This window comes from Pseudomonas sp. DP-17, assembly GCF_022380625.1.
In the GTDB taxonomy this organism is placed as follows: Bacteria; Pseudomonadota; Gammaproteobacteria; order Pseudomonadales; family Pseudomonadaceae; genus Pseudomonas; species Pseudomonas nitroreducens_A.
In genome coordinates, this window is sequence record NZ_JAKSXG010000017.1 from 166995 (window position 1) to 193700 (window position 26706).

At 66.1% G+C, this 26706-nt stretch carries 22 protein-coding genes; 12 read left to right on the forward strand and 10 right to left on the reverse strand.

The window, feature by feature from the left end; all coding sequences use genetic code 11:
• The first annotated feature begins 28 nt into the window (after nt 1–28).
• From MJ122_RS26915 to MJ122_RS26925, 3 genes are all read left to right on the forward strand, one after another.
• Complete coding sequence (locus tag MJ122_RS26915; protein WP_088420163.1) at nt 29–1039, forward strand: ornithine carbamoyltransferase; 1011 nt, start codon at nt 29–31, stop codon at nt 1037–1039.
• 72 nt (nt 1040–1111) lie between these two features.
• Complete coding sequence (gene arcC / locus MJ122_RS26920) at nt 1112–2044, forward strand: carbamate kinase (protein ID WP_088420161.1); 933 nt, start codon at nt 1112–1114, stop codon at nt 2042–2044.
• Nucleotides 2045–2302: 258 nt separating this feature from the next.
• Nucleotides 2303–4201 (forward strand): beta-ketoacyl synthase, encoded by a 1899-nt coding sequence (locus MJ122_RS26925; protein ID WP_239746808.1) that lies wholly within the window; start codon nt 2303–2305, stop codon nt 4199–4201.
• 163 nt (nt 4202–4364) lie between these two features.
• Here the strand turns inward: MJ122_RS26925 and MJ122_RS26930 are convergent, their stop codons facing one another.
• Nucleotides 4365–5189, reverse strand: coding sequence for an HDOD domain-containing protein (locus tag MJ122_RS26930; protein ID WP_088420424.1), 825 nt, complete (start codon nt 5187–5189; stop codon nt 4365–4367).
• Nucleotides 5190–5455: 266 nt separating this feature from the next.
• On the opposite strand from MJ122_RS26930, the gene MJ122_RS26935 reads away from it, so the two are divergent.
• Entirely contained in the window at nt 5456–6652 is a 1197-nt protein-coding gene (locus MJ122_RS26935; RefSeq protein WP_088420157.1) for a class I SAM-dependent rRNA methyltransferase, read from the forward strand.
• Nucleotides 6653–6844: 192 nt separating this feature from the next.
• On the opposite strand, the gene MJ122_RS26940 is transcribed toward MJ122_RS26935, so the two are convergent.
• On the reverse strand, nt 6845–7159 hold the full coding sequence (locus tag MJ122_RS26940; protein WP_239746809.1) for a hypothetical protein: 315 nt from the start codon (nt 7157–7159) through the stop codon (nt 6845–6847).
• A 376-nt stretch (nt 7160–7535) separates the two neighbouring features.
• Here MJ122_RS26940 and ilvD point away from each other — a divergent pair, with 376 nt between their 5' ends.
• Nucleotides 7536–9374: a dihydroxy-acid dehydratase gene (gene ilvD / locus MJ122_RS26945; protein WP_239746810.1), complete on the forward strand. Its 1839-nt coding sequence runs from the start codon at nt 7536–7538 to the stop codon at nt 9372–9374.
• A 66-nt stretch (nt 9375–9440) separates the two neighbouring features.
• Here ilvD and MJ122_RS26950 read toward each other — a convergent pair whose 3' ends face one another.
• Nucleotides 9441–9893 (reverse strand): prepilin-type N-terminal cleavage/methylation domain-containing protein, encoded by a 453-nt coding sequence (locus MJ122_RS26950; RefSeq protein WP_275590841.1) that lies wholly within the window; start codon nt 9891–9893, stop codon nt 9441–9443.
• Between the two features lie 270 nt (nt 9894–10163).
• Between MJ122_RS26950 and MJ122_RS26960 the strand changes: the two genes are divergently transcribed.
• On the forward strand, nt 10164–11555 hold the full coding sequence (locus MJ122_RS26960; RefSeq protein WP_239746811.1) for a uracil-xanthine permease family protein: 1392 nt from the start codon (nt 10164–10166) through the stop codon (nt 11553–11555).
• Between the two features lie 50 nt (nt 11556–11605).
• Entirely contained in the window at nt 11606–12073 is a 468-nt protein-coding gene (locus MJ122_RS26965) for a metallophosphoesterase family protein (protein ID WP_239746812.1), read from the forward strand.
• Nucleotides 12074–12158: 85 nt separating this feature from the next.
• On the opposite strand, the gene MJ122_RS26970 is transcribed toward MJ122_RS26965, so the two are convergent.
• Both MJ122_RS26970 and MJ122_RS26975 read right to left on the reverse strand, forming a co-directional pair.
• On the reverse strand, nt 12159–13532 hold the full coding sequence (locus tag MJ122_RS26970; RefSeq protein ID WP_239745891.1) for a GTPase/DUF3482 domain-containing protein: 1374 nt from the start codon (nt 13530–13532) through the stop codon (nt 12159–12161).
• Nucleotides 13525–14901 (reverse strand): DUF2868 domain-containing protein, encoded by a 1377-nt coding sequence (locus MJ122_RS26975; RefSeq protein WP_239745892.1) that lies wholly within the window; start codon nt 14899–14901, stop codon nt 13525–13527. The genes MJ122_RS26970 and MJ122_RS26975 overlap by 8 nt, the downstream gene beginning before the upstream one ends.
• A 179-nt stretch (nt 14902–15080) precedes the next feature.
• Between MJ122_RS26975 and MJ122_RS26980 the strand changes: the two genes are divergently transcribed.
• The 4 genes from MJ122_RS26980 to MJ122_RS26995 all read left to right on the forward strand — a co-directional run bounded on the left by MJ122_RS26980 (nt 15081) and on the right by MJ122_RS26995 (nt 18159).
• Entirely contained in the window at nt 15081–16103 is a 1023-nt protein-coding gene (locus tag MJ122_RS26980; protein WP_239745893.1) for a hypothetical protein, read from the forward strand.
• Complete coding sequence (locus MJ122_RS26985) at nt 16100–17164, forward strand: hypothetical protein (RefSeq protein ID WP_239745894.1); 1065 nt, start codon at nt 16100–16102, stop codon at nt 17162–17164. The genes MJ122_RS26980 and MJ122_RS26985 overlap by 4 nt, the downstream gene beginning before the upstream one ends.
• Before the next feature lie 20 nt (nt 17165–17184).
• Entirely contained in the window at nt 17185–17697 is a 513-nt protein-coding gene (locus MJ122_RS26990) for a dihydrofolate reductase (RefSeq protein ID WP_239745895.1), read from the forward strand.
• A gap of 165 nt (nt 17698–17862) precedes the next feature.
• Nucleotides 17863–18159 (forward strand): zinc ribbon domain-containing protein, encoded by a 297-nt coding sequence (locus MJ122_RS26995; protein WP_239745896.1) that lies wholly within the window; start codon nt 17863–17865, stop codon nt 18157–18159.
• 8 nt (nt 18160–18167) lie between these two features.
• Here MJ122_RS26995 and MJ122_RS27000 read toward each other — a convergent pair whose 3' ends face one another.
• Nucleotides 18168–19958, reverse strand: a complete 1791-nt coding sequence (locus MJ122_RS27000) for an acyl-CoA dehydrogenase C-terminal domain-containing protein (RefSeq protein WP_239745897.1) — start codon at nt 19956–19958, stop codon at nt 18168–18170.
• Nucleotides 19959–19960: 2 nt separating this feature from the next.
• Nucleotides 19961–21196, reverse strand: coding sequence for a 3-hydroxyacyl-CoA dehydrogenase (locus MJ122_RS27005; RefSeq protein ID WP_239745898.1), 1236 nt, complete (start codon nt 21194–21196; stop codon nt 19961–19963).
• Between the two features lie 104 nt (nt 21197–21300).
• On the opposite strand from MJ122_RS27005, the gene MJ122_RS27010 reads away from it, so the two are divergent.
• The gene (locus MJ122_RS27010) at nt 21301–22200 is read left to right on the forward strand and encodes a LysR family transcriptional regulator (protein ID WP_239745899.1); all 900 of its coding nucleotides are present in this window, start codon (nt 21301–21303) and stop codon (nt 22198–22200) included.
• Nucleotides 22201–22291: 91 nt separating this feature from the next.
• Here MJ122_RS27010 and MJ122_RS27015 read toward each other — a convergent pair whose 3' ends face one another.
• From MJ122_RS27015 to MJ122_RS27025, 3 genes are all read right to left on the reverse strand, one after another.
• Complete coding sequence (locus tag MJ122_RS27015; protein WP_088420127.1) at nt 22292–22894, reverse strand: nitroreductase family protein; 603 nt, start codon at nt 22892–22894, stop codon at nt 22292–22294.
• A 142-nt stretch (nt 22895–23036) separates the two neighbouring features.
• Nucleotides 23037–24536, reverse strand: coding sequence for an NAD(P)/FAD-dependent oxidoreductase (locus MJ122_RS27020; protein WP_239745900.1), 1500 nt, complete (start codon nt 24534–24536; stop codon nt 23037–23039).
• 133 nt (nt 24537–24669) lie between these two features.
• A complete protein-coding gene (locus tag MJ122_RS27025; protein ID WP_239745901.1) occupies nt 24670–26595 on the reverse strand; it encodes an ATP-dependent DNA helicase RecQ in 1926 nt (641 codons plus the stop codon).
• Nucleotides 26596–26706: the final 111 nt, after the last annotated feature.

Below are 26706 nucleotides of genomic sequence, written 5' to 3' on the forward strand. Positions count from 1 at the left end.
GAGAACGAATCCCACAAGGAGATAGACCATGGCTTTCAATATGCACAACCGCAACCTGCTCAGCCTGATGCACCACAGCACTCGCGAGTTGCGCTACCTGCTCGACCTGTCCCGCGACCTGAAACGCGCCAAATACACCGGTACCGAGCAGCAGCACCTGAAAGGCAACAACATTGCACTGATCTTCGAAAAGACCTCGACCCGCACCCGCTGCGCCTTCGAAGTCGCCGCCTATGACCAGGGCGCCAACGTCACCTACATCGACCCGAACTCCTCGCAGATCGGTCACAAGGAATCGATGAAGGACACTGCCCGCGTCCTGGGTCGCATGTACGACGCCATCGAATACCGCGGCTTCAAGCAGGAAATCGTCGAAGAACTCGCCAAGTTCGCCGGCGTACCGGTATTCAACGGCCTGACCGACGAATACCACCCGACCCAGATGCTGGCCGACGTGCTGACCATGCGCGAGCACAGCGACAAGCCGCTGCACGAGATCGCTTACGCCTACCTGGGCGACGCCCGCAACAACATGGGCAACTCCCTGCTGCTGATCGGCGCCAAGCTCGGCATGGACGTGCGCATCGCCGCACCGAAGGAACTCTGGCCGACCGACGAACACGTCGCCGCCTGCAAGAAGTTCGCCGAGGAAAGCGGTGCCCGCATCACCATCACCGAAGACCCGAAAGTCGCGGTCAAGGGCGTGGACTTCATCCACACCGACGTGTGGGTGTCCATGGGTGAGCCGGTGGAAGCCTGGGGCGAGCGCATCAAGGAACTGCTGCCCTACCAGGTCAACATGGACATGATGAAGGCCGCCGGCAACCCGCGCGTGAAGTTCATGCACTGCCTGCCCGCCTTCCACAACAGCGAGACCAAGGTCGGCAAGCAGATCGCCGAACAGTACCCGAACCTGAAGAACGGCATCGAAGTCACCGAAGACGTCTTCGAATCCCCCTACAACATTGCCTTCGAGCAGGCGGAAAACCGCATGCACACCATCAAGGCAATCCTCGTTTCGACCCTCGCCGACATGTAATGCCGGGCCGCCCCCGGAGCCGCGCCACGCGCAGGCTCCGGGCGCGTTTCCACTCTTTCGGAGGAATTGAATATGCGTATCGTCGTCGCATTGGGCGGCAATGCCCTGCTGCGTCGTGGCGAGCCCATGACTGCCGACAACCAGCGCACCAACGTACGGATCGCGGCTGAACAGATTGCCAAGGTTGCCCCGGGCAACGAGCTGGTGATCGCCCACGGCAACGGCCCGCAGGTCGGGCTGCTGGCCCTGCAGGGTGCGGCCTACGAGAAGGTCAGCCCCTACCCGCTGGACGTCCTGGGCGCCGAGACCGAAGGCATGATCGGCTACATGATCGAACAGGAAATGGGCAACCTGCTGCCGTTCGAAGTGCCGTTCGCCACCCTGCTCACCCAGGTCGAGGTCGACTCCAAGGACCCGGCCTTCCAGAATCCGACCAAGCCCATCGGCCCCGTCTACTCCAAGGAAGAGGCCGAGAGCCTCGCCAAGGAGAAAGGCTGGAGCATCGCCCCGGACGGTGACAAGTTCCGCCGCGTCGTGGCCAGCCCGCGTCCGAAACGCATCTTCGAGATCCGCCCGGTCAAGTGGCTGTTGGAGAAAGGCACCATCGTCATCTGCGCGGGCGGCGGCGGCATCCCGACCATGTACGACGAATCCGGCAAGAAGCTCTCCGGCGTCGAAGCGGTGATCGACAAGGACCTGTGTTCCTCGCTGCTGGCCCAGGAACTGTCGGCTGACATCCTGATCATCGCCACCGACGTGGACGCGGCCTACATCGACTGGGGCAAACCGACCCAGAAGGCCATCGCCCAGGCCCATCCGGACGAACTGGAGCGCCTTGGCTTCGCCGCCGGCTCCATGGGCCCGAAGGTCCAGGCCGCCATGGAGTTCGCCCGCAACACCGGCAAGGACGCGGTGATCGGCTCGCTGGAAAACATCGTTGCCATCACCCAGGGCAAGTCCGGCACTCGCGTCAGCACCCAGAAAGCGGGCATCGAATACCGTTGAGTTTCCCCTGCTGTCAGAAACGGGAGCCCTCTGTGGCTCCCGTTTTCATTCATACGTCCCTGCACGATCTGCCCGGAAATTCGTCGCCTTCTTCCGTCAAATCCTGGCGCGAGCGTGACTCGGCGGTCATCATCCTCGTCAGCTAAAGCATTCCGAATCATTACAAGCCACCGCCTGGCTTTGTGCCACCGGGCAGCCCCGCCATGGGCCACCGTCGTCCGGCGCGCAAGATGCACTTGCTGAAGGAGTTTCCGAGAGATGTCTCGACTACCGGTCATCGTTGGTTTTGGTGGATATAACGCGGCAGGCCGCAGTTCCTTCCACCATGGGTTCCGCCGTACTGTCCTCGAATCCATGGAGCCCGCTGCCCGCCAGGAAACCCTCGCCGGCCTCGCGGTGATGATGAAACTGGTCAAGGTCGTCGACGGCCAATACCAGGACACCGATGGCAACAACCTCGATCTGGCCGCCATCGAGCAGCGCTTCGAACAGCAGATTCGCCAGTCCACCCTGATCCGCCGCATCGAGCTGCAATACCTCGACGTCGATGCCGCGCACTGCCACAAGAGCCTGACCGTCAGCGCCGCAGGCAGCCCGGTGACCTTCACCACCCTGCGCAAGCAACTGCCCGAGCCGCTACCAGCCAACTGGTCGGTGGAAGAGCTCGAAGGCGGCGAAGTCCGCGTCACCCTGCACGACAGCTGCGAATTCAAGGTCGACAGCTACCGCGCCCTGCCGGTGAAGTCCGCCGGCCAGCTGCCCACCGGCTTCGAGCCGAGCGAGCTGTACAACTCGCGCTTCCACCCGCGCGGCCTGCAGATGTCCGTGGTCGCCGCCACCGACGCGGTGCGCTCCACCGGCCTGGACTGGCAGACCATCAGCAACGCCGTACAGCCTGACGAAATCGCCGTGTTCTCCAGCAGCATCATGAGCCAACTGGACGAGAACGGCTTCGGCGGCCTGCTGCAATCGCGCCTGCGCGGCCACCGCGTATCGGCCAAGCAGCTGCCGCTGGGCTTCAACAGCATGCCCACCGACTTCATCAACGCCTACGTGCTGGGCAGCGTCGGTATGACCGGCAGCGTCACCGGCGCCTGCGCCACCTTCCTGTACAACCTGCAGAAAGGCATCGACGTCATCACCACCGGCCAGGCCCGCGTGGCCATCGTCGGCAACGCCGAAGCGCCGATCACCTCCGAGATCATCGAGGGCTACGCCGCCATGGGTGCGCTGGCCACCGAGGAAGGCCTGCGCCTGATCGAAGGCCGCGACGACGTCGACTTCCGCCGCGCCAGCCGTCCGTTCGGCGACAACTGCGGCTTCTCCCTGGCCGAGTCCGCGCAGTACGTGGTGCTGATGGACGACGCCCTGGCCCTGGAGCTGGGCGCCGACATCCATGGCTCGGTGCCGGATGTGTTCATCAACGCCGACGGCTTCAAGAAGTCCATCTCCGCTCCCGGCCCGGGCAACTACCTGACCATGGCCAAGGCCGTGGCCGCCGCCGCGCAGATCGTCGGCGAGAAGAGCGTGCGCCAGCACAGCTTCGTCCACGCCCACGGCTCCAGCACCCCGGCCAACCGCGTCACCGAATCGGAAATCCTCGACCGCGTCGCCACCGCCTTCGGTATCGATGGCTGGCCGGTCACCGCGGTGAAGGCCTTCGTCGGTCATTCCCTGGCCACCGCCAGCGCCGACCAGCTGATCTCCGCCTTGGGCACCTTCCGCTACGGCGTCATCCCCGGCATCAAGACCGTGGACAAATTCGCCGACGACGTCTTCAAGGACCATATCGCGCTGTCCAACAGCGACGTGCGCCGCGAAGATCTGGAAGTCTGCTTCATCAACTCCAAGGGCTTCGGCGGCAACAACGCCACCGGCGTACTGCTGTCCCCGTCGATCACCGAGAAGATGCTGCGCAAGCGCCACGGGGACGCCGCCTTTGCCGACTACCAGGCGCGCCGCGAAGCCACCCGCGCTGCCGCCCGCCAGTACGACGAAGCCGCAACCCAGGGCCGTTTCGACATCATCTACAACTTCGGCAACGACATGATCGACGAGCAGGCCATCGAGATCAGCGACCAGGGCATCCAGATCCCCGGCTTCAGCCAGACCATTGCCTACAAGAAAGACGAGCGCTTCAGCGACATGCTCGACTGATTGCCGACGATGAACGAAAAAGCCGGGCAGATGCCCGGCTTTTTCATGCTTAACGCCTAAGTCCCTGACCGTAGGATGGCGTGGAGCGCAGCGATACCCATCAGACCGAGCACCGACCGCATGGGTATCGCTGCGCTCCACCCATCCTACAAAGCACGGCAGGTCAGTAGGTCCCCTGCCCCACACCCAGCTCAAGAATGCTGCTCTTGAGGTTCTCGAAGTCGTACTCGGTCAACCCGACGTAGTCCAGCACCACCGCGCGCACGCTCTCCCATTCATGATCCTGGTCCTGATTGCCCAGCACACGATAGGAGCCGCAGATGTGCTCGGCCATCTTGAGGATCGCCAGCAGGTTCTTCAGCTGGGTATCGCGGGAGTTGTCTTCGCTGAAGATCGACAGCGCATTGTGGTGGTTGGCGATGGCCTCGCAGACGTGCTCCGGCAGGCGCCAGGAGCGGGCAGTGAAATAGCCAACCACCGCATGGTTGGTGTTCAGCACGCGGTTCTCGGTATCCACCACGCGGCGCTCGTCGCTGGCACTGGCGTAGGCCTCCTCCAGCACCGCCATGTAGTGCGGGAAGCGCTTGAGCATCAGCGGGATGCCGCAGTTGTGGAACAGGCCCAGCGCGTACGCCTCGTCCACCGACTCGTAACCGATGCGCTTGGCCAGGGTCAGGCAGCTCATGGCCACGTCCTGGGCGGTGTCCCAGAAACGGTTGAGGGTGACGATGGTGGCATCGGACATCTCGCCCTTGATCGATTGGGCGTTGATCAGGTTGATCACCGAGCGGCTGCCCAGCAGGTTGACCGCGCGCTGGATGGAGGTGATGCGGTTGGCCAGGCCGAAGAATGGCGAGTTCACCAGCTTCAGCAGCGCGCCGGAAAGCCCCGGGTCCTGGCTGATCAGCTTGGCGATCGCCTTCAGGTCCGGGTTGGGCATGAACTGCTCCATCTGCAGGTCAACCATGATCTGCGGCTGCGGCGGCACGCTGATGCCCTGCAGGGCCTGACGGATCTGTTCGGCGGAAAGTTCTTGGGACATTGGGCGCGCTGGCGAAGTTGACGGGGAGCACAGTTTACCCAGAGCCGAGGCGTCTGGAACTGCGGCTTTCGATCAAGCTGCATCGGCTGTGCGCGATGAACCTTTAGGCCCGGCGCGCCTGCTCAGCGCCAGCCGATCAAAAGCACCTGCACCGCGCTCCGGCGGCGCACGCCGCTGCGCTATAATCCCGCTCTTTTGCCGGAGCCCTTCCCATGACCCTGCCCAGCCTGCGTCTGAAAGCCAACGCCGAGCGCCGCCTGCGCGCCGGCCACCTGTGGGTCTACAGCAACGAGGTGGACGTCGCCGCCACCCCGCTGAACGGATTCGGCGCCGGCGAACAGGCCGTCCTCGAAATGGCCAACGGCAAGCCGCTGGGCATCGTGGCGATGAGCCCGAACAACCTCATCTGCGCCCGTCTGATTTCCCGTGACACCAAGCACGTTCTCGACAAATCCCTGCTGGTTCACCGCCTGAACGTCGCACTCAGCCTGCGCGAGCGCCTGTTCGACAAGCCCTTCTACCGCCTGGTCTACGGCGACTCCGACCTGCTGCCGGGCCTGGTCGTGGACCGTTTCGGCGACGTACTGGTGGTCCAGCTCGCCTCGGCAACCATGGAGAAGCACCGCGACGACGTGCTCGCCGCCCTCCTGCAGGTACTCAAGCCCAGCGCCGTGCTGTGGAAGAACGACTCCAGCGCCCGTGACGCCGAAGGCCTGGAGCGCTACGTGGCGAACGCCTACGGCGAAGTCCCGGAATGGGTCGCGCTGGAAGAGAACGGCGTGAAGTTCGAAGCCCCGGTGCTGGCCGGCCAGAAGACCGGCTGGTTCTACGACCACCGCATGAACCGCGCCCGCCTGCAGCCCTATGTGCAGGGCAAGCGCGTGCTCGACCTGTTCAGCTACATCGGCGGCTGGGGCATCCAGGCCGCGGCCTTCGGCGCCAGCGACGTGATGTGCGTGGACGCTTCCGGCTTTGCCCTTGATGGCGTGGAGCGCAATGCCGCGCTGAATGGCGTGGCCGACAAGGTCGCCTGCGTCGAAGGTGACGTGTTCGAAGCCCTGCGCGAGCTGAAGGCCGCCGACGAGCGCTTCGATGTGATCGTTGCCGACCCGCCTGCCTTCATCAAGCGCAAGAAAGACCTGAAGAACGGCGAGGCCGCCTACCGCCGTCTCAACGAACAGGCCATGCGCCTGCTGTCCAAGGACGGCATCCTGGTCAGCGCCTCCTGCTCCATGCACCTGCCCGAGGACGACCTGCAGAACATCCTGCTGGGCAGCGCCCGCCACCTGGACCGCAACATCCAGTTGCTCGAGCGCGGCGGCCAGGGTCCGGACCACCCTGTCCACCTGGCGATCCCGGAGACTCGCTACATCAAGAGCCTGACCGTACGCCTGCTGCCCAACGGCTGAGGCATCAGGGCAACGGAAAACGGGGCGCTCCCTCACGGAAGCGCCCCGTTTTCATGTCGGCGAATGGCCGAAGGCTCGCGCCCTCGCCCGTGCAGAGCGCATAAAGCGGAACGCCTTATCCGCCGTCTCGGTTGAAAGGGCGGATAACGCCTGAGGCGTCATGCGCCCTACGCTTTACACGACGCCGCGCCGTCACTGGATCGGCATCAGCGAATCTGCCTCGCTGAGCGCCGCCTTGCCGGTCTTTCGCTCGAACAGGCACAGCTCGCGGCCCGGCTTGCCCTTCATGTGTTTCTGCACAGAGGTCCCGCCAATCATCAGCGCCGTGTAGCCCACGCTGTCATCGAAGAGCACCGGCGAGCCCAGCACCTTCTTGTTCTGCAGATGGCTCAGTGCCAGGCAGGCTTCGCGCTGCAGCTGGTCCTGCGCCTGCCAGGCCTCATCGGTCGAGGCATGCACGCTGCCAGCAAAAAGAGCCGCGAGCACAGCGATGCGGGTGAGCTTCATGGGGGTTGCTCCTTCAACGAACGGGTCGGGAAAAACGCCGGTGATCACTCAGACCATGCCCGCGCGGCGAAAGTCTATGCCACACACCGACCACCAGCCTTTCCCTGTCGGCAAGGCCCGGCGTAGAATCGGGCAATTCCTGCCATTTATCCCCCGGCGGGCCTGTGAGCCCCGGCCGAGCAGGCGGTGACCCCGCCACGCCCTGCGCCGACCTCGCCCATGCAAGGCCATCTGCTGTTTGCATCCGGTGCGTACCGCGCTCACGATACGACTTAGAGTCTGTTCAAGGTCTCGCCGGCCAGCCCTACCCGCTGCACGCCGCTGCATAGAAGCCCCGGATCGACTCCCACCGTGACCTGATGCGCAGGAACCTGTCATGCCCGATTACCGCTCGAAAACCTCCACCCACGGCCGCAACATGGCCGGCGCCCGCGCCCTCTGGCGTGCCACCGGGATGAAGGACGAAGACTTCAAGAAGCCGATCATCGCCATCGCCAACTCCTTCACCCAGTTCGTGCCCGGCCACGTGCACCTGAAGGACCTGGGCCAGCTGGTTGCCCGCGAGATCGAAAAACACGGCGGCGTGGCCAAGGAATTCAACACCATCGCCGTGGACGATGGCATCGCCATGGGCCATGACGGCATGCTCTATTCCCTGCCGTCGCGCGAGATCATCGCCGACTCCGTGGAATACATGGTCAACGCCCACTGCGCCGACGCCATCGTCTGCATCTCCAACTGCGACAAGATCACCCCCGGCATGCTGATGGCCGCCCTGCGCCTGAACATCCCGGTGGTGTTCGTCTCCGGCGGCCCGATGGAAGCCGGCAAGACCAAGCTGGCCAGCCACGGCCTGGATCTGGTGGACGCGATGGTGGTCGCCGCCGACGATTCCTGCTCCGACGAGAAGGTCGCCGAGTACGAGCGCAGCGCCTGCCCGACCTGCGGTTCCTGCTCCGGCATGTTCACCGCCAACTCGATGAACTGCCTGACCGAAGCATTGGGCCTGTCCCTGCCGGGCAACGGCTCGACCCTGGCCACCCACGCCGACCGCGAGCAGCTGTTCCTGCGCGCCGGCCGCCTGGCGGTGGAGCTGTGCCAGCGCTACTACGGCGAAGGCGACGATTCCGTGCTGCCGCGCAACGTCGCCAGCTTCAAGGCGTTCGAGAACGCCATGACCCTGGATATCGCCATGGGCGGCTCGACCAACACCATTCTGCACCTGCTGGCCGCAGCGCAAGAGGCCGAGATCGCCTTCGACCTGCGCGACATCGATCGCCTGTCGCGCAAGGTGCCGCAGCTGTGCAAGGTGGCGCCGAACATCCAGAAGTACCACATGGAAGACGTGCACCGTGCCGGCGGCATCTTCTCCATCCTCGGCGAGCTGGCCCGTGGCGGCCTGCTGCACACCGACGTACCGACCGTACACAGCCCGAGCATGGCCGACGCCATCGCCGAGTGGGACATCACCCAGACCCAGGACGAGAAGGTCCACACCTTCTTCAAGGCCGGCCCGGCCGGCATCCCGACCCAGGTCGCCTTCAGCCAGAGCACGCGCTGGGACACCCTGGACGCTGACCGCGCCGAAGGTTGCATCCGCAGCGTCGAGCACGCCTATTCCCAGGAAGGCGGTCTGGCCGTGCTGTACGGCAACATCGCCCTCGACGGTTGCGTGGTGAAGACCGCCGGCGTGGACGAGTCCATCCACGTGTTCGAAGGCCGCGCGAAGATCTTCGAAAGCCAGGACAGCGCCGTGAAGGGCATCCTCGCCGACGAAGTGAAGCCGGGCGACATCGTGATCATCCGCTACGAAGGCCCGAAAGGCGGCCCGGGCATGCAGGAAATGCTCTACCCGACCAGCTACCTGAAGTCCAAGGGCCTGGGCAAGGCCTGCGCCCTGCTCACCGACGGCCGCTTCTCCGGCGGCACCTCGGGCCTGTCCATCGGCCACGCCTCGCCGGAAGCTGCCGCAGGCGGCGCCATCGGCCTGGTGCAGGATGGCGACAAGGTGCTGATCGACATCCCCAACCGCAGCATCAACCTGCTGGTGAGCGATGAAGAACTGGCTGCCCGCCGCGCTGAACAGGACAAGAAGGGCTGGAAGCCGGCCCAGCCGCGCGCGCGCAAGGTGAGCACCGCGCTGAAGGCCTACGCCCTGCTAGCCACCAGCGCCGACAAGGGCGCGGTACGCGACAGGTCTCTGCTGGACGGTTGAGCCTTGCAGCGGTAAGAAAAAGCCCGGCGGATGCCGGGCTTTTTCATGTACAGCGAAAGCGGGCTATCAGCCCTCCTTCGCGGTCTTGGCGCACCCGCCGGTCCCCGGCTTGATACCGCGGTCGGCATCGCAGATCGACCCCTCCACTTTCCAAGAGATATTGGCGGCACCCGGCTTGATCTCCGGAGTCATCGTCATTTCGAGATTGTTGCCAGCTGCATTGGTCGCACTGATCGTAGTTTTTATGACCCCTTTCGTTACGTCATAGGAAATGACGTTATCAGTGGCGACAGTTGCCGGAATGCCATACGCCCCCTTATCACACTCATCCGACTTTCCCGTTTCCGTCACGCAAAGCCCCACAGACGTTTTCACGGCGGACAGCTCCGCTATCGCCGCTGCCGCCTTCGAGCGCGACGAGTAATCCGAATACAGCGGCAGGGAAACCGAAGCCAGAATTCCGATGATCGCGACCACGATCATCAACTCGATCAGGGTGAAACCTTGTTGTTTAACCATCAGCGTGTCCCTCAGGGTTGTGCCGGAGGCCTGGATGGCTCCGGATGCATTCCAGTGAAGTCACGCCAACGGGTTAAAACATTCAGAGACGTCCGCACAGTCAGTTGAAAATTCGGCGCTTTTTTCCGGAGAGAACACCTCCGAGGTGCCACTGCGCAGACGCGTCGTAGGACCTCAAGGTTCCCCATTCATCCCGACTTGCCTCATGGCACTGTGCGATCCTGCCTCGGGCCAGTAAAATCGCGCTCTTTTTTTCCCGGACCGCCGCCCATGAGCTCCCTCGAGAACCCGTCCGCCGCCAAAAACCAGCCCGACCTGGTCTACGGCCTGGAAGACCGCCCCGCCCTGCCCATCGCATGGCTCGCGGCGCTGCAGCATCTGCTGGCGATCATCGTGCCCATCGTCACCCCCGGCCTGCTGATCTGCCAGGCGCTGGGCGTGTCGCCGCGCGACACCAACCTGATCGTGTCGATGTCGCTGGTGATCTCCGGCATCGCCACCTTCGTCCAGTGCAAGCGCTTCGGGCCGTTCGGCGCGGGCCTCCTGATCGTCCAGGGCACCAGCTTCAACTTCGTCGGCCCGCTGATCGCCGGCGGTGCGCTGATGGTGAAGAACGGCACCCCGGTGGAAGCGGTGATGGCGGCGATCTTCGGCGTGGTCATGGCCGGCTCCTTCGTGGAAATGGGGGTGTCGCGCATCCTGCCGTTCGTGAAGCGCCTGATCACCCCGCTGGTCACCGGCATCGTGGTGCTGATGATCGGCCTCACCCTGATCAAGGTCGGCCTGATCAGCATGGGCGGCGGCTTCTCCGCCATGGCCAACGGCACCTTCGCCAACGGCGAGAACCTGATGCTGTCCGGGCTGGTGCTGGCGATCATCGTCATCCTCAACCGCATCCCGGTGGTGTGGATGCGCAGCGGCGCCATCGTCATCGCCCTGGCCGTGGGCTACGCGCTGGCCGGCTACCTGGGCCGCCTGGACTTCACCGGCATGCACGAGGCGCCGGCCTTCCAGGTCCCGGTGCCGCTGCACTTCGGCCTGGGCTTCTCCTGGAGCCTGTTCATCCCGATGCTGGTGATCTACCTGGTGACCTCGCTGGAAGCCATCGGTGACGTCACCGCCACCAGCAAGATCTCCAAGCAACCGGTCGAAGGCCCGCTGTGGATGCAGCGCATCAAGGGCGGCGTGCTGGTGAACGGCGCCAACTCGCTGCTGGCCGGGCTGTTCAACACCTTCCCGAGCTCGGTGTTCGCGCAGAACAACGGCGTGATCCAGCTGACCGGCGTCGCCAGCCGCCACGTCGGCCTGTGGATCGCCGCGATGCTCATCGTGCTGGGCCTGTTCCCCAGCGTTGCCGGGGTGATCCAGGCCGTTCCCGAGCCGGTGCTTGGCGGTGCGGTGATGGTGATGTTCGGCGCGGTCGCCGCCTCGGGCATCAACATCCTCGCCGGCACCCACCTGGACCGTCGCGCGCTGCTGATCATCGCCGTCAGCCTCGCACTGGGCCTGGGCATCTCCCAGGTGCCGGAGTTCCTCGCGCACATGCCCCACGCCATCCGCAACGTGCTGGAGTCCGGCGTCGCCACCGGCGGCATCTGCGCCCTGCTGCTCAACTGGTTCCTGCCCGAGTCCGACGCCGCAAAGGCCTCGCACAACGGCTGATCCAGATACGACGCCACCCTCGGGTGGCGTCGTGGTTTATGCTCCCTGGCATGACCACTTCCCTGCGCATCGGCGTCATCGCCGACACCCACGGCCTGCTGCGCCCCGAAGCGCTGGCGGCGCTGCAAGGCTGCCAGCGCATCCTGCACCTGGGCGACATCGGCCCCGCCTCGCTCCTCGACTCGCTCCGCGAGCTGGCGCCGCTGGAGATGGTGCGCGGCAACAACGACACTGAAGACTGGTCTACCGCGCTGCCGGAAACGTTGCTGCTGGAGCTGGGCGGGTTGCGGCTCTACCTGATCCACGACCTCAAGCAACTGGCTATCGACCCAGTCGCCGAGGGGATCGAGGTGGTACTGGCAGGACATTCGCACAAGCCGCTGAACGAGGTTCGCAACGGGGTGCTGTACCTGAATCCGGGCAGCGCTGGGCCGCGGCGGTTCAAGCTGCCGATTGCGTTGGCGATTCTGGATATTGTCGACGGGCAGCCAAGGGTGGAGATGGTTTCGCTCGTCTGAGAGCGTTCGCGAGCAAGCTCGCGCCTACAAAAGAGCGGCGCCCCTGTAGGAGCGAGCTTGCTCGCGAACCGCCGCCGTACCGTGCCTACGGCTCGAGCAACTGGATCGCCAACTGCGCCACTGCTTCCTGCCGCTCGGTTTTTTCGCTGCGTCGGCGACCATTGAGGCTCGACCACTCCGGATGCGCCCGCGCCTTGCGCAGCGCCTCGGGCAACTTGCCCTCGCGCCACTGCTTGTCTTCGGGCGATTGCACCTGGATCGCCTCCACCGCCGCATGCCCGCGCATCTGCAAGGCCGCCAGCAGTTGCCGCTGCCGTAGCGCCAGCAGACGCAGCACGCTGTCGTCCACCGACAGCTCGCGGCTGCCCTTGAGCTTGCCCAGCAGGCGCTGGCCGTAGTGCCCGACGGTCTGCCAGGCGCCGCCGGCGATGGCGCCCAGCGCAGTGGCCGCGCCGAGGGTAAGGCCGCCGACCAGCAGATCGATCCCTGCCCCCGCCGCCGCGCCGGCCGCAACGCCGCCGCCCAGGCGGATGCCCAGTTGGCGCAGGGTTTCGGGGTTGAACAGGTCATCGCCCCAGCGCCCATCGAGCAGGGGCAGATCAGCTGCGCGGGCATCATCCTTGCGGAAGGCGTAGAGGCTGAGCAGCGCCTTCACACAAGTGTCTTCGCGCTTGCGCACCTGATTGCGCAGCGCCTCGGTGGCGGCGCGCACGGCGGCATCGCCGGCCGGCACCAGTTGGCGGCAGGCGGCAACATCCACCAGCAGTTCGGCGATCAGCCGCGCACCGGCCTCGCGGCGGGCCACGGCCTGGGCTTCGTGATCGGCCACCAGCCGATCCAGCTGCGGGCGCGCACGCTCCAGCAGCAGAGCCAGGCTTTCGTATAGCCGGCGCTCGCCATCCAGCGGCGGCGCCACGCTGTCGAAACGCACCAGCGCGTGCAGTCCAAGACGCGACAGCGCCTCGCGCCACTGTTCCTCGCGGTGCTGCGGACTGGCGACAAAATTGAGCACCGGCAGCAGCGGGCGCGCGCAGGCGGCGAGTACGGCCAGTTCATCGCGGTACTTGGCCAGCACCGGCTCGCGGGCATCGATCACGTAGAGGCCAGCGTCGGAGGCCAACAACTGACGCACCACCTTGGCTTCCTGCTCGAAGCGGCCGCGGGCTTCGCTGCCCTCGAGGAAGCGACGCAGCTTCTCCGGGCCGTCCAGGCGCTCGCCGGGGCGTTCCAGTCCATCGAGGAAGTCACGCAGGGCGATGGCATCCTCCAGGCCCGGCGTGTCGTACAGTTCCAGCAACGGCTCGCCGTCCACCGACAGCCGCGCGCCTTCCACATGGCGCGTGGTGCTCGGGCGATGGGACACCTCGCCGAAACCGACATCGCGGGTCAGGGTGCGCAGCAGGGAAGTCTTACCGACATTGGTGTGGCCGACCACGGCCAGCTTCAGCGCATCAGTCATGCCCGGTCTCCAGCCAGCCCAGCGGCGACGCCGAGGTGTGCGGCAATTGCAGGCGGTCGACGGCGACATGCCAGTCACCCAGGCGCTCGGCATCCAGCGCCTCGCCAGCCGGCGCCTGCAGCAGCCAGACGCGGGTCGCAGCGGCGCAGCGCGAGAGTTCGGCGATCAGCGCCAGGGTGCCGCGATCCGGCGAGCGGCGCGGGTCGCAGGCGATCACCAGGCGCGCCGGCGGGTAGCGGGTGAGTTGTTCCAACAGGCGGCGGCGCTGGGCGCCGTCGTCGAGGTCGCCTGCGTTGGCGATGTTCTCCGGCAGCTTGGGTGGCCAGTTCGGCCGGTCGAGCAGTTCGATGGAGACCAGCAGCGCGCCGTCGGCAGTGGACGCCGGTGCTCGCGCCTGCGGCTCGACCAGTTCGTCCGGCGCGGCATCGCTGACACCCAGGCGCTCGCTGGCCGGCATCAGCCGTTCGCGCAGCAAGGCGTAGCCGGGCAGCGAGACGTCCAGCGCCAGCTGCGCACGCCCGCGCTTCCAGTGCCACAGGCAGAGCAGCCAGAGCGCGCCGCGCAGCAGTACGCCGTAGACCAGCAGGATGCCGACCAGCCAGCCGGCCCAGGCGTGTCGCGCATTCTCGCTGGCCACCAGGGCATCGCCGCTGGCGCGCACCAGCTCCGAATCCGGCTGCGGGAAGCCGAGCAGCGACGGCAGCGCGCCGAGGCCGTGGGTCAGGGCGATGAAGGTGTCGCCGCCGAGGATGGTGGTTTCCCAGACGAAGCCGTAGCGCCGCGTCGCCAGCAGCGCCAGCATCACGCCCAGCGCGGTCGTGAGTGCGACGAACCACAGGCCGTGGACCAGCAGGCCGAGCGCCCAGCGGGTCAGCTTCTGGCGGTCCAGCAACACCAGCAGGGCCGGCCCCAGCTGCGCGGCCTGGGCGTCGCGGGCGAGCTTGCCGCTCAGCCACAGCCACAGGCGGCCGAGCGCACCGGCGGCCTCGCCGCCAGCGAAGAAGGCCAGAGTCCAGCCCATCAGCGTAAGCAGGTGCAGGCCGAGCAGGCTGGCCAGGGCCCAGAACACATTCACCGGGCGCTGGCCGTCACCCAGCGCGGCGAAGGCCAGGCCGCCGCCGGTGAACAGCGCCAGGGCCAGCAGCAGGTAGATCGACAGGCGCGCCCCCTGGGTCCAGGTGCGCAGGGCGGCGCGCTGGCCGTCGCGTTCGGCCAGCAGCAGCGCGCGGTGCTGCAGGCGCTGCGCGAGGTCGCCACCGCCAACGATGGCGCGGCGGTTGGCTTCGCTGTCTTCCAGGGGGCCGACCTGTTCCTCGCGCAGGCGCACGGCCTCGCACAGCCACAGGGATTGGAGGGCGGACTCGCTCACGGGTTCTCCGGCAATCGGTATTCGGCACCAAGGATAACCGCTGCTCGCCGCCACGTCCCGGCACCGCCGGTAACACCCGGTGGCGTCAACCAAACCAAGGAGGGGCTCTCGCCGCGCGCGGCCAGCCTCAGACTCAGCCGATAGCACTGCCCCTATAAAAACAACAATGAGGCCTCGCCATGCTGCGCTCGCTGCTCAGTGCCTTGCCCCTGCTGTTCGCCGCCGCCACCGCGGCGGCGGTGGAAACGCCACCGGTGCGCCCCTCCGACTGGGGCCCGGACACCCCGCTGATGCAGGCGGTGCCGCCGCGCCAGCTGGGCGCCGACGTCAGCGCCCGGCAGTCCGCCAGCAACACCTCGCAACTGTGGATCAGCCAGACCGACTTCCGCCTGCACGACGACATCGGCTTCTTCATCCGCAGGATGCTGATCCAGATGAGCCCGGTAGCAGGTAGCAGCACGCCGCTGATGCTCGACGACCCGAAGTCCATGGTCGCGCGCATCCAGGCCGGGGATATCTTCGTCGCCGACGCCACCCTCGCCAGTCTGCTCAACGAGGAGCTGCGCAACGCCAAGGCGCCGGTTCGCAACCTCAGGCTCAGCACCCGCGCCGACGGCCAGGAAGTCCACGGCGAACTGCTGCGCAAGGGGCGCTGGCGACCGCTGCGGATGATCACCGGGATCGAGCAGGCCGGGCCGCTGAAGGTGGCACTGGTGCCGCAGCGAATCTTCGTCGACAACGTGGACGTCACGCCCTCGCTGACCGCCGCCTCCATCGAGATGTCCGAAGTGCTGCAGTTGCACACCGCGCACATGCAGCTGATCGGCAACCGTATCCTGGTCGACCTCGACGGCCTGTTCCCGCCGCCGCGCCTGGACTTCACCGTCCGCAGCCTGAAGCTGGCCGACGGCGGCATGGACCTGCTGCTGGGCAGCGACCTGGCCGAGCTGAAATGGCCGCAGCTCAAGGCGCCACAGAGCTACATGTTCATCGAGGGCGGCGACATCAAGATGGCGCGGACCATTCTGGTGAAGGCCTACGCGCTGTTCACCAGCCTGAGCCCCGACGCACCGCTGCTGTTCAACCTCTACGACTACCGCCGCCAGCTGCAGTACGGCGAAATCCGCCTGCGCGAGGACGGCATGGTGCACATCGCGGTCTCGCCGGTCAAAGCGCCCGCCCCGGAGGAGAAAGCCCTATGAGAACCCTCCTCGCCTCCCTGCTCTGCCTCGCGCTGGCCGGCCAGGCTGCCGCCGAGAGCGCCATCGACAAGCAGCAGCGCGAACTGGGCGTGCTGCGCCAGGGCTGGTTCCAGCAGACGCCGCCGGCACCGGAATTCAAGGCCAGCCGCCCCGGCGGACTGCGTGATTCCGGCCAGGACGGCGTGGGCATCCTGCTCAATAACGTGGACATGTATTTCCAGGGCGGCGTCGGCTTCCACAGCCCGCAGCTCAAGGGCTGGCTGGTGCCACTCAAGGCCGGCGAGCCGATCGACTTCGACCGCCCGCAGGCTATGCGCATCGAGGTCTCCGAGGGCGAGGTGATACTCAGCCCCGAGCAGCTCGCCAACCTGTTCAACCAGCACATCCTCGCCTACCCGGAAACCATGCTGCGCGACTTCAAGCTCAGCGTCGAAGGCGACCGCCTGCTGGTCTCCGGCGAGGTGCAGCCGCTGGGTGTCGGGCCCTGGCTGCCGCTCAAGCTCTCCGGCACGGTGAAGCTCGACGGCGACAACCTCGACTACCAGCCCGACAGCGTGAAGGTGCTCGGCGTGCCCAGCTACGGCGCCATGAGCCTGGTGGGCCTGCGCCTGGATTCGCTGGTGACACTGGAGCGCCCCGGCGCGGTGCTGCAGGACAACGTGATGCACCTGAACTACCACCAGGTCTTCCCGCTGGTGGGCATCGGCGGGCGTGTCGAATCCAGCTGGCTGGACGCCAAGGGCCTGCACCTGAAGTTCGTGCCCAATCCGGGCGCCGCCTCGCTGGCCTTCGAACCGCCGCGCCAGGCCGGTCAGTCGTACATCTGGCTGCAGTCGGGCGACCTGAAGATCTTCGAGATCCTCATCACTTATTCCCAGGTGCTGCTCAAGGCCGAGCAACCGGACCAGACGCTGGCCTTCAACCTCAAGGACTACCGCAAGGTACTGGCCACTGGCATCACCCAGGTCAACGAAGACGGCACCTTCTTCATGCGCGTTCCGCCCTCCGGTCCCACCGGGGAGGTGCGACTGGTATCCTCTGGCAACGGGAGTTCCCGCTGATGTTCACCACTGGAGTCACGATGTCCGAAGCCCTGCCCCTGGCGATGATCGCCGCCCTTGCCGAGAACCGCGTGATCGGCGTCGACAACCGCCTGCCCTGGCACCTGCCGCAGGACCTCAAGCACTTCAAGGCGATGACCCTGGGCAAGCCGGTGATCATGGGCCGCAAGACCTGGGACTCGCTGGGCCGTCCGCTGCCGGGTCGGCTGAACATCGTGGTCACCCGCCAGGCGGGCCTCAAGCTCGAAGGCGCGGAAGTCTTCACCAGCCTCGACGCCGCCCTGGAGCGCGCCGAGCAGTGGGCCAGGGAAGAGGAAGCCGACGAGCTGATGCTGATCGGCGGTGCGCAACTCTACGGTGAAGCCCTGGGCCGCGCCGAACGCCTGTACCTGACCCGCGTGGGTCTGAGCCCGGAAGGCGATGCGCACTTCCCGGAAGTGAACACGAGCCAGTGGCACCTGGCGTCGAGCATCGAGCACGACGCGGAAGGCGAGACGCCGGCCTACGCGTTCGAAGTGTGGGAACGGGCCTGAGCCTGTTACCGCTCAAGAAAAAACGCCGCTCCGGGATAACCGGCGCGGCGTTTTTTCTTGGACGCTCTTTGGCGAAATCTCCGCTCACACTCCCGAACCTTGACCCTGTAGCAACTACAGGCTGCTCAATGACTCCACCCCACGACGGGAAACTGGAGGTACATCATGGGTTGGCTCGAACGTTTGATGATGGGTGGGCATCATGGTCGCCGCGGGTACGGCGGCCGTCATGGCGGCGGCCACGGCAACTACGATGCGCCGGACTGTCGGGATGCGCCGCCACGACCGGCGGCAGCACCGACCACGCCCTGCGCGCAATGCCGGGCGGCCATTACGCCGGACGCCCTCTATTGCCAGCGCTGCGGCGCCTCCCAGAAACCCACCCTGTGCTCAGGCTGTGGCGATGGACTGGCACCCCAGGCGCGCTTCTGTGCCCGCTGCGGGCAAGAGCGCGGCACCTGAACCGGGCATCAGAAAGCAAAGTGCTCCGCATCCAGCCCCATCAGGCAATCCGCTCCACCCAGCAGGGCTTCGCGGTGCATGCTGGCGCGCGGCAGGATGCGCTTGACGTAGAACTCGGCGCTGGCGAGCTTGGCGCGGTAGAAGTCCGCGTCGCCCTCGCCGGCCGCCAGCTTCGCCTGGGCCACGCCGGCAGCCTGCACCCAGAGTCCGGCGAGCAGCACGTAGGAGCAGTACTGCAGGAAGTCCACCGAAGTAGCACCGATTTCCTGCGGGTCGCGCTGGCAGGCGGCGATCACGTCGTCGGTCAGGCTGCGCCACTCCAGCAGGCGTTGGCGCACGGTTTCCGCCAGGCCCGCCAGTTCAGTGCGCGCACCGACGGTTTCGCAGACAGCCACCAGTTCGCCGATCAGCGCGCTCAGCTCCGCACCGCCGTCGCCCAGCAGCTTGCGGCGGATCAGGTCGAGCGCCTGGATGCCATTGGTGCCTTCGTAGATCTGGGTGATGCGGCTGTCGCGCATCAGCTGCTCCATGCCCCACTCGCGGATGTAGCCGTGGCCGCCGTAGACCTGCACGCCAAGGCTGGAGACCTCCTGGCCGACATCGGTGAAGAACGACTTCACGATGGGGATCAGCAGCGCCGCGCGCTTGCTTGCCGCCTTGCGGGCGTCCGCCTCGGGATGGCCGTGCTCCAGGTCCAGTTCGCGGGCGCAGAGCGCGGACACCATCCGGCAACCTTCGGTGAGGGTCTTCTGGGTCAGCAGCATGCGCCTTACATCCGGGTGGACGATGATCGGGTCGGCGGCCTTGGACGGCTCGGCTGCACCGGTCAGCGCACGGGATTGCAGACGTTCGCGGGCGTAGGCCAGCGCGCCCTGGCAGGAGCGCTCGGCAATACCCAGGCCCTGCAGGCCGACCTGGAAGCGCGCATCGTTCATCATGGTGAACATGCACGCCAGGCCCTGGTTGGCCTGGCCGATCAGCCAGCCGGTGGCGCCGTCGAAGTTCATCACGCAGGTAGACGCGCCCTTGATACCCATCTTGTGCTCGATGGCGCCGCAGCTCAGGGAGTTGCGCGCGCCCGGTGTTCCGTCGGCGTTGGCGATGAACTTGGGCACGAGGAACAGGCTGATGCCCTTCACCCCGGCCGGCGCATCCGGCAGGCGCGCCAGTACCAGGTGGACGATGTTCTCGGAGAGGTCCTGCTCGCCGCCGCTGATGAAGATCTTGCTGCCACTGACACGGTAGCTCCCGTCCGCCTGCGGCTCGGCGCGGGTGCGCAGCAGGGCCAGGTCGGTGCCGGCCTGGGGCTCGGTGAGGCACATGGTGCCGCTCCACACGCCGCTGACCATCTTCGCCAGGTAGTCGCGCTGCAACTCCGGCGCGCCGTGCTTGTACAGCGCCAGCACCGCGCCTTCGGTCAGGCCGGAATAGACGCGGAAAGACAGTGACGCGGCCATCAGCATCTCATGGAAGCTGGCCGAAACCATCTGCGCGAAGCCCTGGCCGCCGAACTCGGTCGGCCCGGTCATGCTCGCCCAGCCGTTGTCGCAATACTGCCGGTAAGCCTCTCGGAAACCCTCCGGGGTAGTGACTTCGCCGTTGAGCAGGGTTGCGCCCTGCTCGTCGCTGTTGCGGTTCAGCGGGGCGACCACTTCGCCGGTGTAGCGCGCGCCTTCTTCCAGCACGCCGTCGATCAGCTCGCGGTCGAGGCCGTTGCCCAGCAGCTCGCAGTGGGCACTGACATCGAACAGCTCGTGAAGGACGAAGCGCATGTCGCGCAGGGGTGCCTGGTAACTCATGTTCAGTGCTCCTGTTTTACGTCGGCGAAGCGGCCATTGGCGGCGGCCAGGCGCTCGATCAGCGCGGCCGGCTGCCAGTGCGCGCCGTGCTCGCCGGCCAGGTCACGCAGGCGTGCCAGCACGCTCTGCAGGCCCTGGGAATCGGCCCAAGCCATTGGGCCGGACTTGTCCTTGGGGAAGCCATAACCATTGAGGTAAACGGTGTCGATGTCGGCGCTGGTAGAGGCGATGCCTTCGTCGAGGATCTTCGCGCCTTCGTTGACCAGCGCCAGCAGGCAGCGCTCGAGGATTTCCTCGGCGCCGATTTCGCGGCGCTGGTAGCCCAAACGCTCGGATTCGCGCACTACCAGGGCGTCGACTTCCGGGTCGTGCTCGGCCTGGCGGCTGCCCGGCTCGTAGTGGTAGAAGCCGTTGCCACTCTTCTGGCCGAAGCGGCCCATCTCGCACAGGCGGTTGTCCACCTGCACGGTCGGCGCGTCCTGGCCCTTGCCGGCCAGCTCGCGGGCGCGCCACTCGAGGTCGATGCCGACTACGTCGAACATGCGGAACGGCCCCATGGCGAAGCCGAAGCCCTGGATCGCTGCGTCCACCTGGTGCGGCAGCGAGCCTTCGAGGATCAGCCGGCGCGACTCCTGGACGTACTTCTCCAGCATGCGGTTGCCAATGAAGCCATGGCAGTTGCCGGCCACCACGCTGACCTTGCCCATGCGCTCGCCCAGTTCCAGGGCTGCTTCGAGCACGGCGGGAGCGGTCTTCGCGCCGCGCACGATCTCCAGCAGCTTCATGATGTGCGCCGGGCTGAAGAAGTGCAGGCCGAGCACCTGGGATGGCCGCGAGGTCACTGCGGCAATCGCGTCGACATCCAGGTAGGAGGTGTTGGAAGCCAGGATCGCCGAGGGTTTCAGCGCCGCATCCAGCTCGCGGAAGATCGACTGCTTGAGCTCGAGGTTCTCGTACACCGCCTCGATCACCAGGTCCACCTCGCGGATCGCCGCATAGTTCGCCACCTGGGAGATGCGCGCACGGCGGCGGGCGGCTTCGGCCTCGTCGATGCGGCCCTGGCGCACGTTGTGGGCGTAGGTATCGGCCACGGCGCCGAGGGCCTGGGTGAGCATCTGCGGGTTGTTGTCCAGCCACAGGACCTGCACGCCGGCGTTCGCCAGACACATGGCAATGCCCCGGCCCATGGTGCCGGCGCCGATGACGGCGGCGCTGGCGATGCGGATGTTCTGGCTCATGTTGTTCCTCTTGTCAGCCTGAAACGCTCGTTTGAAGACCACTCACCTTAGGGAAGGCGGTACTATTTTTGAAATTTTGAGTTGTGATAAGTGGCATTCAGCCGATGAATATGAATACCTTCGACCTCAACCTGCTGCGGGTGCTGGATGCGCTGCTGCGCGAACGCAACGTCTCCCGTGCGGCGGAGCGCCTGTCGCTGAGCCAGCCGGCGGTGAGCAACGCGCTCAACCGCCTGCGTGAACTGCTCGATGACCCGCTGCTGGTGCGCGTGGGCCGTGCGATGCAGCCGACGCCGCGGGCACTGGAGCTGGAAGCGCCGATCCGCGACGCCCTGCAGCGCATCGGCCAGAGCCTGGCCGGCGGCGATACCTTCGACCCGGCGCGCAGCCGTCAGCGCTTCACCCTGGCGCTGACCGACTATGCCGAGGCACTGTGCATGCCGCACCTGCTCCAAAGGGTGGGGGCATTGGCTGCGGGCATTGGCCTCACGATCCAGCACCTGACCCCGACGCTGCCCGCCGAGGCGCTGGACAAGGGCAACCTCGACCTGGTGCTGGGGCGCTTCGAGGAGCTGCCGGCACGCTTCCAGCGCCGCCCCTGGGCGAGCGAGACGCTGCGCCTGCTGGCCCGGCGCGGACATCCGCAGGTAGACGGCGGGATCGATCTGGAGACCTTCCTCCGCCAGCGGCACCTGTGGGTCTCCGGCGGGCAGACCAAGGGCATGGTCGACCAGTGGCTGGCCAGCCAGGGACTCAAGCGGGAAATCGCCTACACCACGCCGAACTACCTGCAGGCGGCGCACCTGGTGGCAACCACGGATCTGCTGACGGTGCTGCCGACACGGCTGGCCCTGTACTTTGCCGAGTTGCTGCCGTTGCAGGTCTTGGAGCTGCCATTCGACGTGGGGCAGTTTCACCTGGAGCTGGTGTATCTCGCCCAGCGCGAACGGGATACGGCGTTGCAATGGCTGATCGAACGGATAGCGGACTCCGCTCCCGAGTAATACGAAGCACGACGTAGGATGGGTGGAGCGGAGCGATACCCATCCTACGAAGAGCAAGAGAAAACGCGCCCGGAGGCGCGTTTCGTGAGGATCAGAAACGATCGCGAATGATCGTCTCTTCCAGCGGCAGTCGGCCGATGCGCGGTTTAGCTTCCACCGCCTGTTTGCCCACGGCGATCATCAGGCCGATCACATGGTTGGCCGGCAGGTTGATCAGCTTGCCCACGGCGTCGAAGTCGAAGCCGACCATGGGAACGCTGTCCAGGCCGCGGCCACGGGCGGCGAGCATCAGGGTCTGGGCCACCAGGCCACTGCTGCGCATGGCTTCGTCGCGCTGGGTCTGCGGTTTGCCTCTGTAGTAGCCGTCGATGGCGCCGACCATGTAGTTCTTCACTTCAGCCGGGGCGCCGTCCCACACGCGTTCGGCGTTCTTCTCCCAGCTGTCGACCTGCGCGCAGACGATCACCAGCATCGAGGCGTCGGTCATCTGCACCTGGTCCCAGCCGGCTTCGCGGATTTGTGCACGCAGCTGCGGATCGCTGACTTCCACCAGGCGCACGTGCTGCAGGTTGAAGGAGGTGGGAGCGAGCAGCGCCTGCTGCAGCAGGGCGTCCTTCTCCTCGCGGCTCATCACGTAGGAAGTGTCGAAACCACGAATGGAACGGCGGCTGCGGATGGCATCTTCGATCAGCATGGAAAAATCCTCTGGCTGGCATGGACGGGAATGGCGCGCATGGTAAGCCGGGAGGACGCTGCGTTGCAGAGCGGCGTATCGATAATGTCTATCCAGACTGTCGATGAAACGGCGCCCGTCACCTCGAGCGCCGTCGCGAGTATCAGCTCTCCAGCGCTTCCACCGGTGCCGCCGCGGCGTGGCGCTGCTTGGGCGAGGTGAAGCTCAGATAACCATCCTCGACCTTGCCGAAGCGCAGCAGGGCGAGGTCCAGCGCGTAGTTCTGGTAGAGCTTCCACGGCGTGCGGTCGCCCTGCTTGGGCATGCGGTCGGCGGCGCGCTGGATATAGCCGGAGTTGAGGTTGAGGAAGGGCTCTTCCTTCACCGAACCGTGCGTCTGGCGCGGCGTGCACTGGCGCATGCCGATGGCGTCGAGGTGGTTGATCAGGCGACAGAAGTATTCGCTGGAAAGGTCGGCCTTGAGCGTCCAGCTGGCGTTGGTGTAGCCGACGATGGCGGCGAGGTTGGGCAGGTCGCGCAGCATGATGCCGCGGTAGCCCATGCTCTGGGTGACGTCGAAGGGCCTGCCATCGATGGCCAGTTCCGCACCGCCGAACATCACCAGGTCCAGCCCGGTGGCGGTGACGATCACGTCCGCTTCCAGCACCTGCCCGGACTTGAGCAGGATGCCTTTCTCGGTGAAGCGCTCGATGTGGTCGGTGACCACCGAGGCGCGGCCCTGGCGCAGCGCCTTGAACAGGTCTCCGTCTGGCACGCAGCACACGCGCTCATCCCACGGTTTGTAGCGCGGGCTGAAATGGCGCATGTCGAAATCCTTGCCCAGCTGCAGGTTGGCCAGCTTGAGCATGAGCTTGCGCACCGCGCCGGGGAACGCCTTGGAGGCCATGAAGAAGATCATCTGCATGGTCACGTTGCGCGCCCGCGCCTGACGGTACACCCACTTCTCCGGCAGGAAGTGACGCAGGAAGTTGGAGATCGGGTCCTTCGCCGGCAGGGTGATCACATACGACGGCGAGCGCTGCAGCATGGTGACGTGGGCGGCCTTGTCGGTCAGCGAGGGGATCAGCGTGACGGCGGTCGCGCCGCTGCCGATCACCACGACGCGCTTGCCGCTGTAGTCGAAATTCTCCGGCCACAGCTGCGGGTGGATGACCTGCCCGGCGAAGCTCTCGCGCCCGGGGAAGTCCGGGGTGTAGCCGGCGTCGTAGCGGTAGTAACCGGTGCACATGAAGAGGAACTGCGCACTCATGCGCACCGGCTCGTCCTCGTCGCCACGCTGCACGGTGAGGTTCCAGCGCGCACTGGCGCTGTCCCAGTCGGCCTTGAGCACGCGGTGGCGGTAGCGCACCTTGTCCTCGACACGGTATTCGCGGGCGGTCTCGCGGATGTAGCTGAGGATCGACGGGCCGTCGGCGATGGCCTTGGGGTCCGTCCAGGGCTTGAAGTTGTAGCCCAGGGTGTACATGTCCGAGTCGGAGCGGATGCCGGGGTAGCGGAACAGGTCCCAGGTACCGCCCATGGCCTCGCGGCCTTCGAGGATGGCGTAGGACTTGCCGGGACACTGCTTCTGCAGGTGACAGGCGGCGCCAATGCCGGACAGGCCGGCGCCGATGATCAGTACATCCAGGTGCTCGACGGACATGCGGGGGCTCCTCGGCCGGTAGGCAGGCAGTGCCTGGTGAGTCTAGGAGGAATTTCCTCCCCTCACCCTACAAGGAGCCCCGCCGGCATCACGCCGACCTTTAGTCGTGCGTGGCCCCGACGTCTGCAGGCGATCACAGTTGCGCCTGCACCCAGTCGCGCACCTGGGCGTAGGGGTAGTCCTCCAGCGTCGCGTAGCCCGGCAGCGTGCGGGCGCGCAGGCGGGTGAAAGCCGGCACGCTGATGCCGCAGAGGAAGCGCGTCACGCAGTCGGCGCTGGGCGCAAGACCTCGGGCGCTGCGGTATTTCTCCAGGAAGGCGGCGCAGCGATTGTGCAGCGACTGCCCGTCCAGCGGCGGCAGCGCGGGCGGCTCCGGCAGCCGGGCGATGCGGCCGGCGCAGACCGAGCAGTGCCCGCAGTGGCGCGGCGCCTGCTGGTCGCCGAAGTACTGGGCCAGGCGCCAGCTCAGGCACTCCGCGCTGCCGAGCAATTCAAGCATGGCGCCGATGCGGGCGATCTCGCTGTCTTCGTGGCGCTTGAAGTAGCGGTGCAGTTCGTCGCTCAACTCGTCCACAGCGAAGGTCGCGTCGCGTATCGAGTAGACCTCGGTCATCTGCTTGCTTTCCAGCTCCACCCAGCCGCGCTCCTGGAAGTAGTCCAGCGCCTTCACCACCCGCGCGCGCTCGGCGCCGTGGCGGCTGTAGAGAGCATCGAAATCCAGTGTCGCCCAGGTCCTGGCGCGGGCCGAGGTGGTGAGGATGGCATCGACGAACTGCCGCCGCTCACCTTCGAAATGCCCCAGCAGCTCGGTGGAATCTATCAGAAGCTTGTAGCGATATTCGGCGAAATAGGCGAAACGCGGAGCGATGATGCCGCGTAGCTCCAGCTGCACCAGTAGTGTTTTCAGCGGCAGCTGGCGAATGTTTGACTGGTCGGACAATGGCACCAGCATGGTTTCCCACTGCGCGTTCGGCGCCTGGCGAATCTCCTCCAGCACCAGGCGGATGCCTTCGCGCTCGGGCGTGTCGCCGTAGACGAAGTTCTCCAGCACATTGAGGCTGTCGCGGTTGGCCAGCACCAGGCATTCCGAGCGCTGGCCGTCACGGCCGGCGCGGCCGATCTCCTGGCTGTAGTTCTCCAGCGACTTGGGCAGGTCGTAATGCACAACCTGGCGGATGTTGCTCTTGTCGATGCCCATGCCGAAGGCAATGGTGGCGACGATGCAGTTCAGCCGGCCCTCCATGAAGCGGCGCTGGATGCCCTCGCGCTCCGGGTGTTCCATCCCGGCGTGGTAAGCGCAGGCGGGAATGCCGCGCTCGGCCAGGTGCGCGGCGACTTCCTCGGCGGTCTTCTGCTGGGTGACGTAGACGATGGCCGGCTGCCCGGCGCGCTCGCCCAGCCACTGCACCAGCCGCGCACGGCGGGCGGCGCTGGCCACCGGCTCGACCTGCAGATCGAGGTTGGCGCGGTAGAAGCCGGTGGTGACCACATCAGTCTCGGCGATGGCAAATTTGCTGCGCATGTCCGCGATCACCGCCGGCGTCGCCGTGGCGGTCAGCAGCAATACCTGGGGTATGCGGAACTGCTTCTGGTAGTCCGGCAGCTTCAGGTAGTCAGGGCGGAAGTTGTGGCCCCATTCGGAGATGCAGTGCGCCTCGTCCACCACCAGCAGGGAAATCGGCACCTCACTGATGAAGTTGCGGAAGCGCTCGTTCTTCAGGCGCTCCACCGAGATCATCAGCACCTTCAACTCGCCGCTGCGCGCCCGCGCCATGGTCTGCGCGGTCTGCTCACGGCTCTGCGCCGAATCGATGCTGGCGGCGGCAATACCGTGACGGGCGAGGAAGGCCAACTGGTCCTGCATCAGCGCCAGCAGCGGCGAGACCACCAGGGTCAGGTGCGGCAACAGCAGCGCCGGCAGCTGGTAGCACAGCGACTTGCCCGAGCCGGTGGGGAAGATCGCCGCCGCCGAGCGCCCGGCGAGCACCGCACTGACCGCCGCCTCCTGGCCGGGGCGGAACTGGCGGAAGCCGAAGACGCGTTCGAGGGTGTCGTACATGTGGATAACTCCCTTGCCTGTCATGGACGATCCCGTGAGCCTAGGGACGTCCATTGTAGGAGCGAGCTTGCTCGCGAACAGCCCAACTCCGGTTCGCGAGCAAGCTCGCTC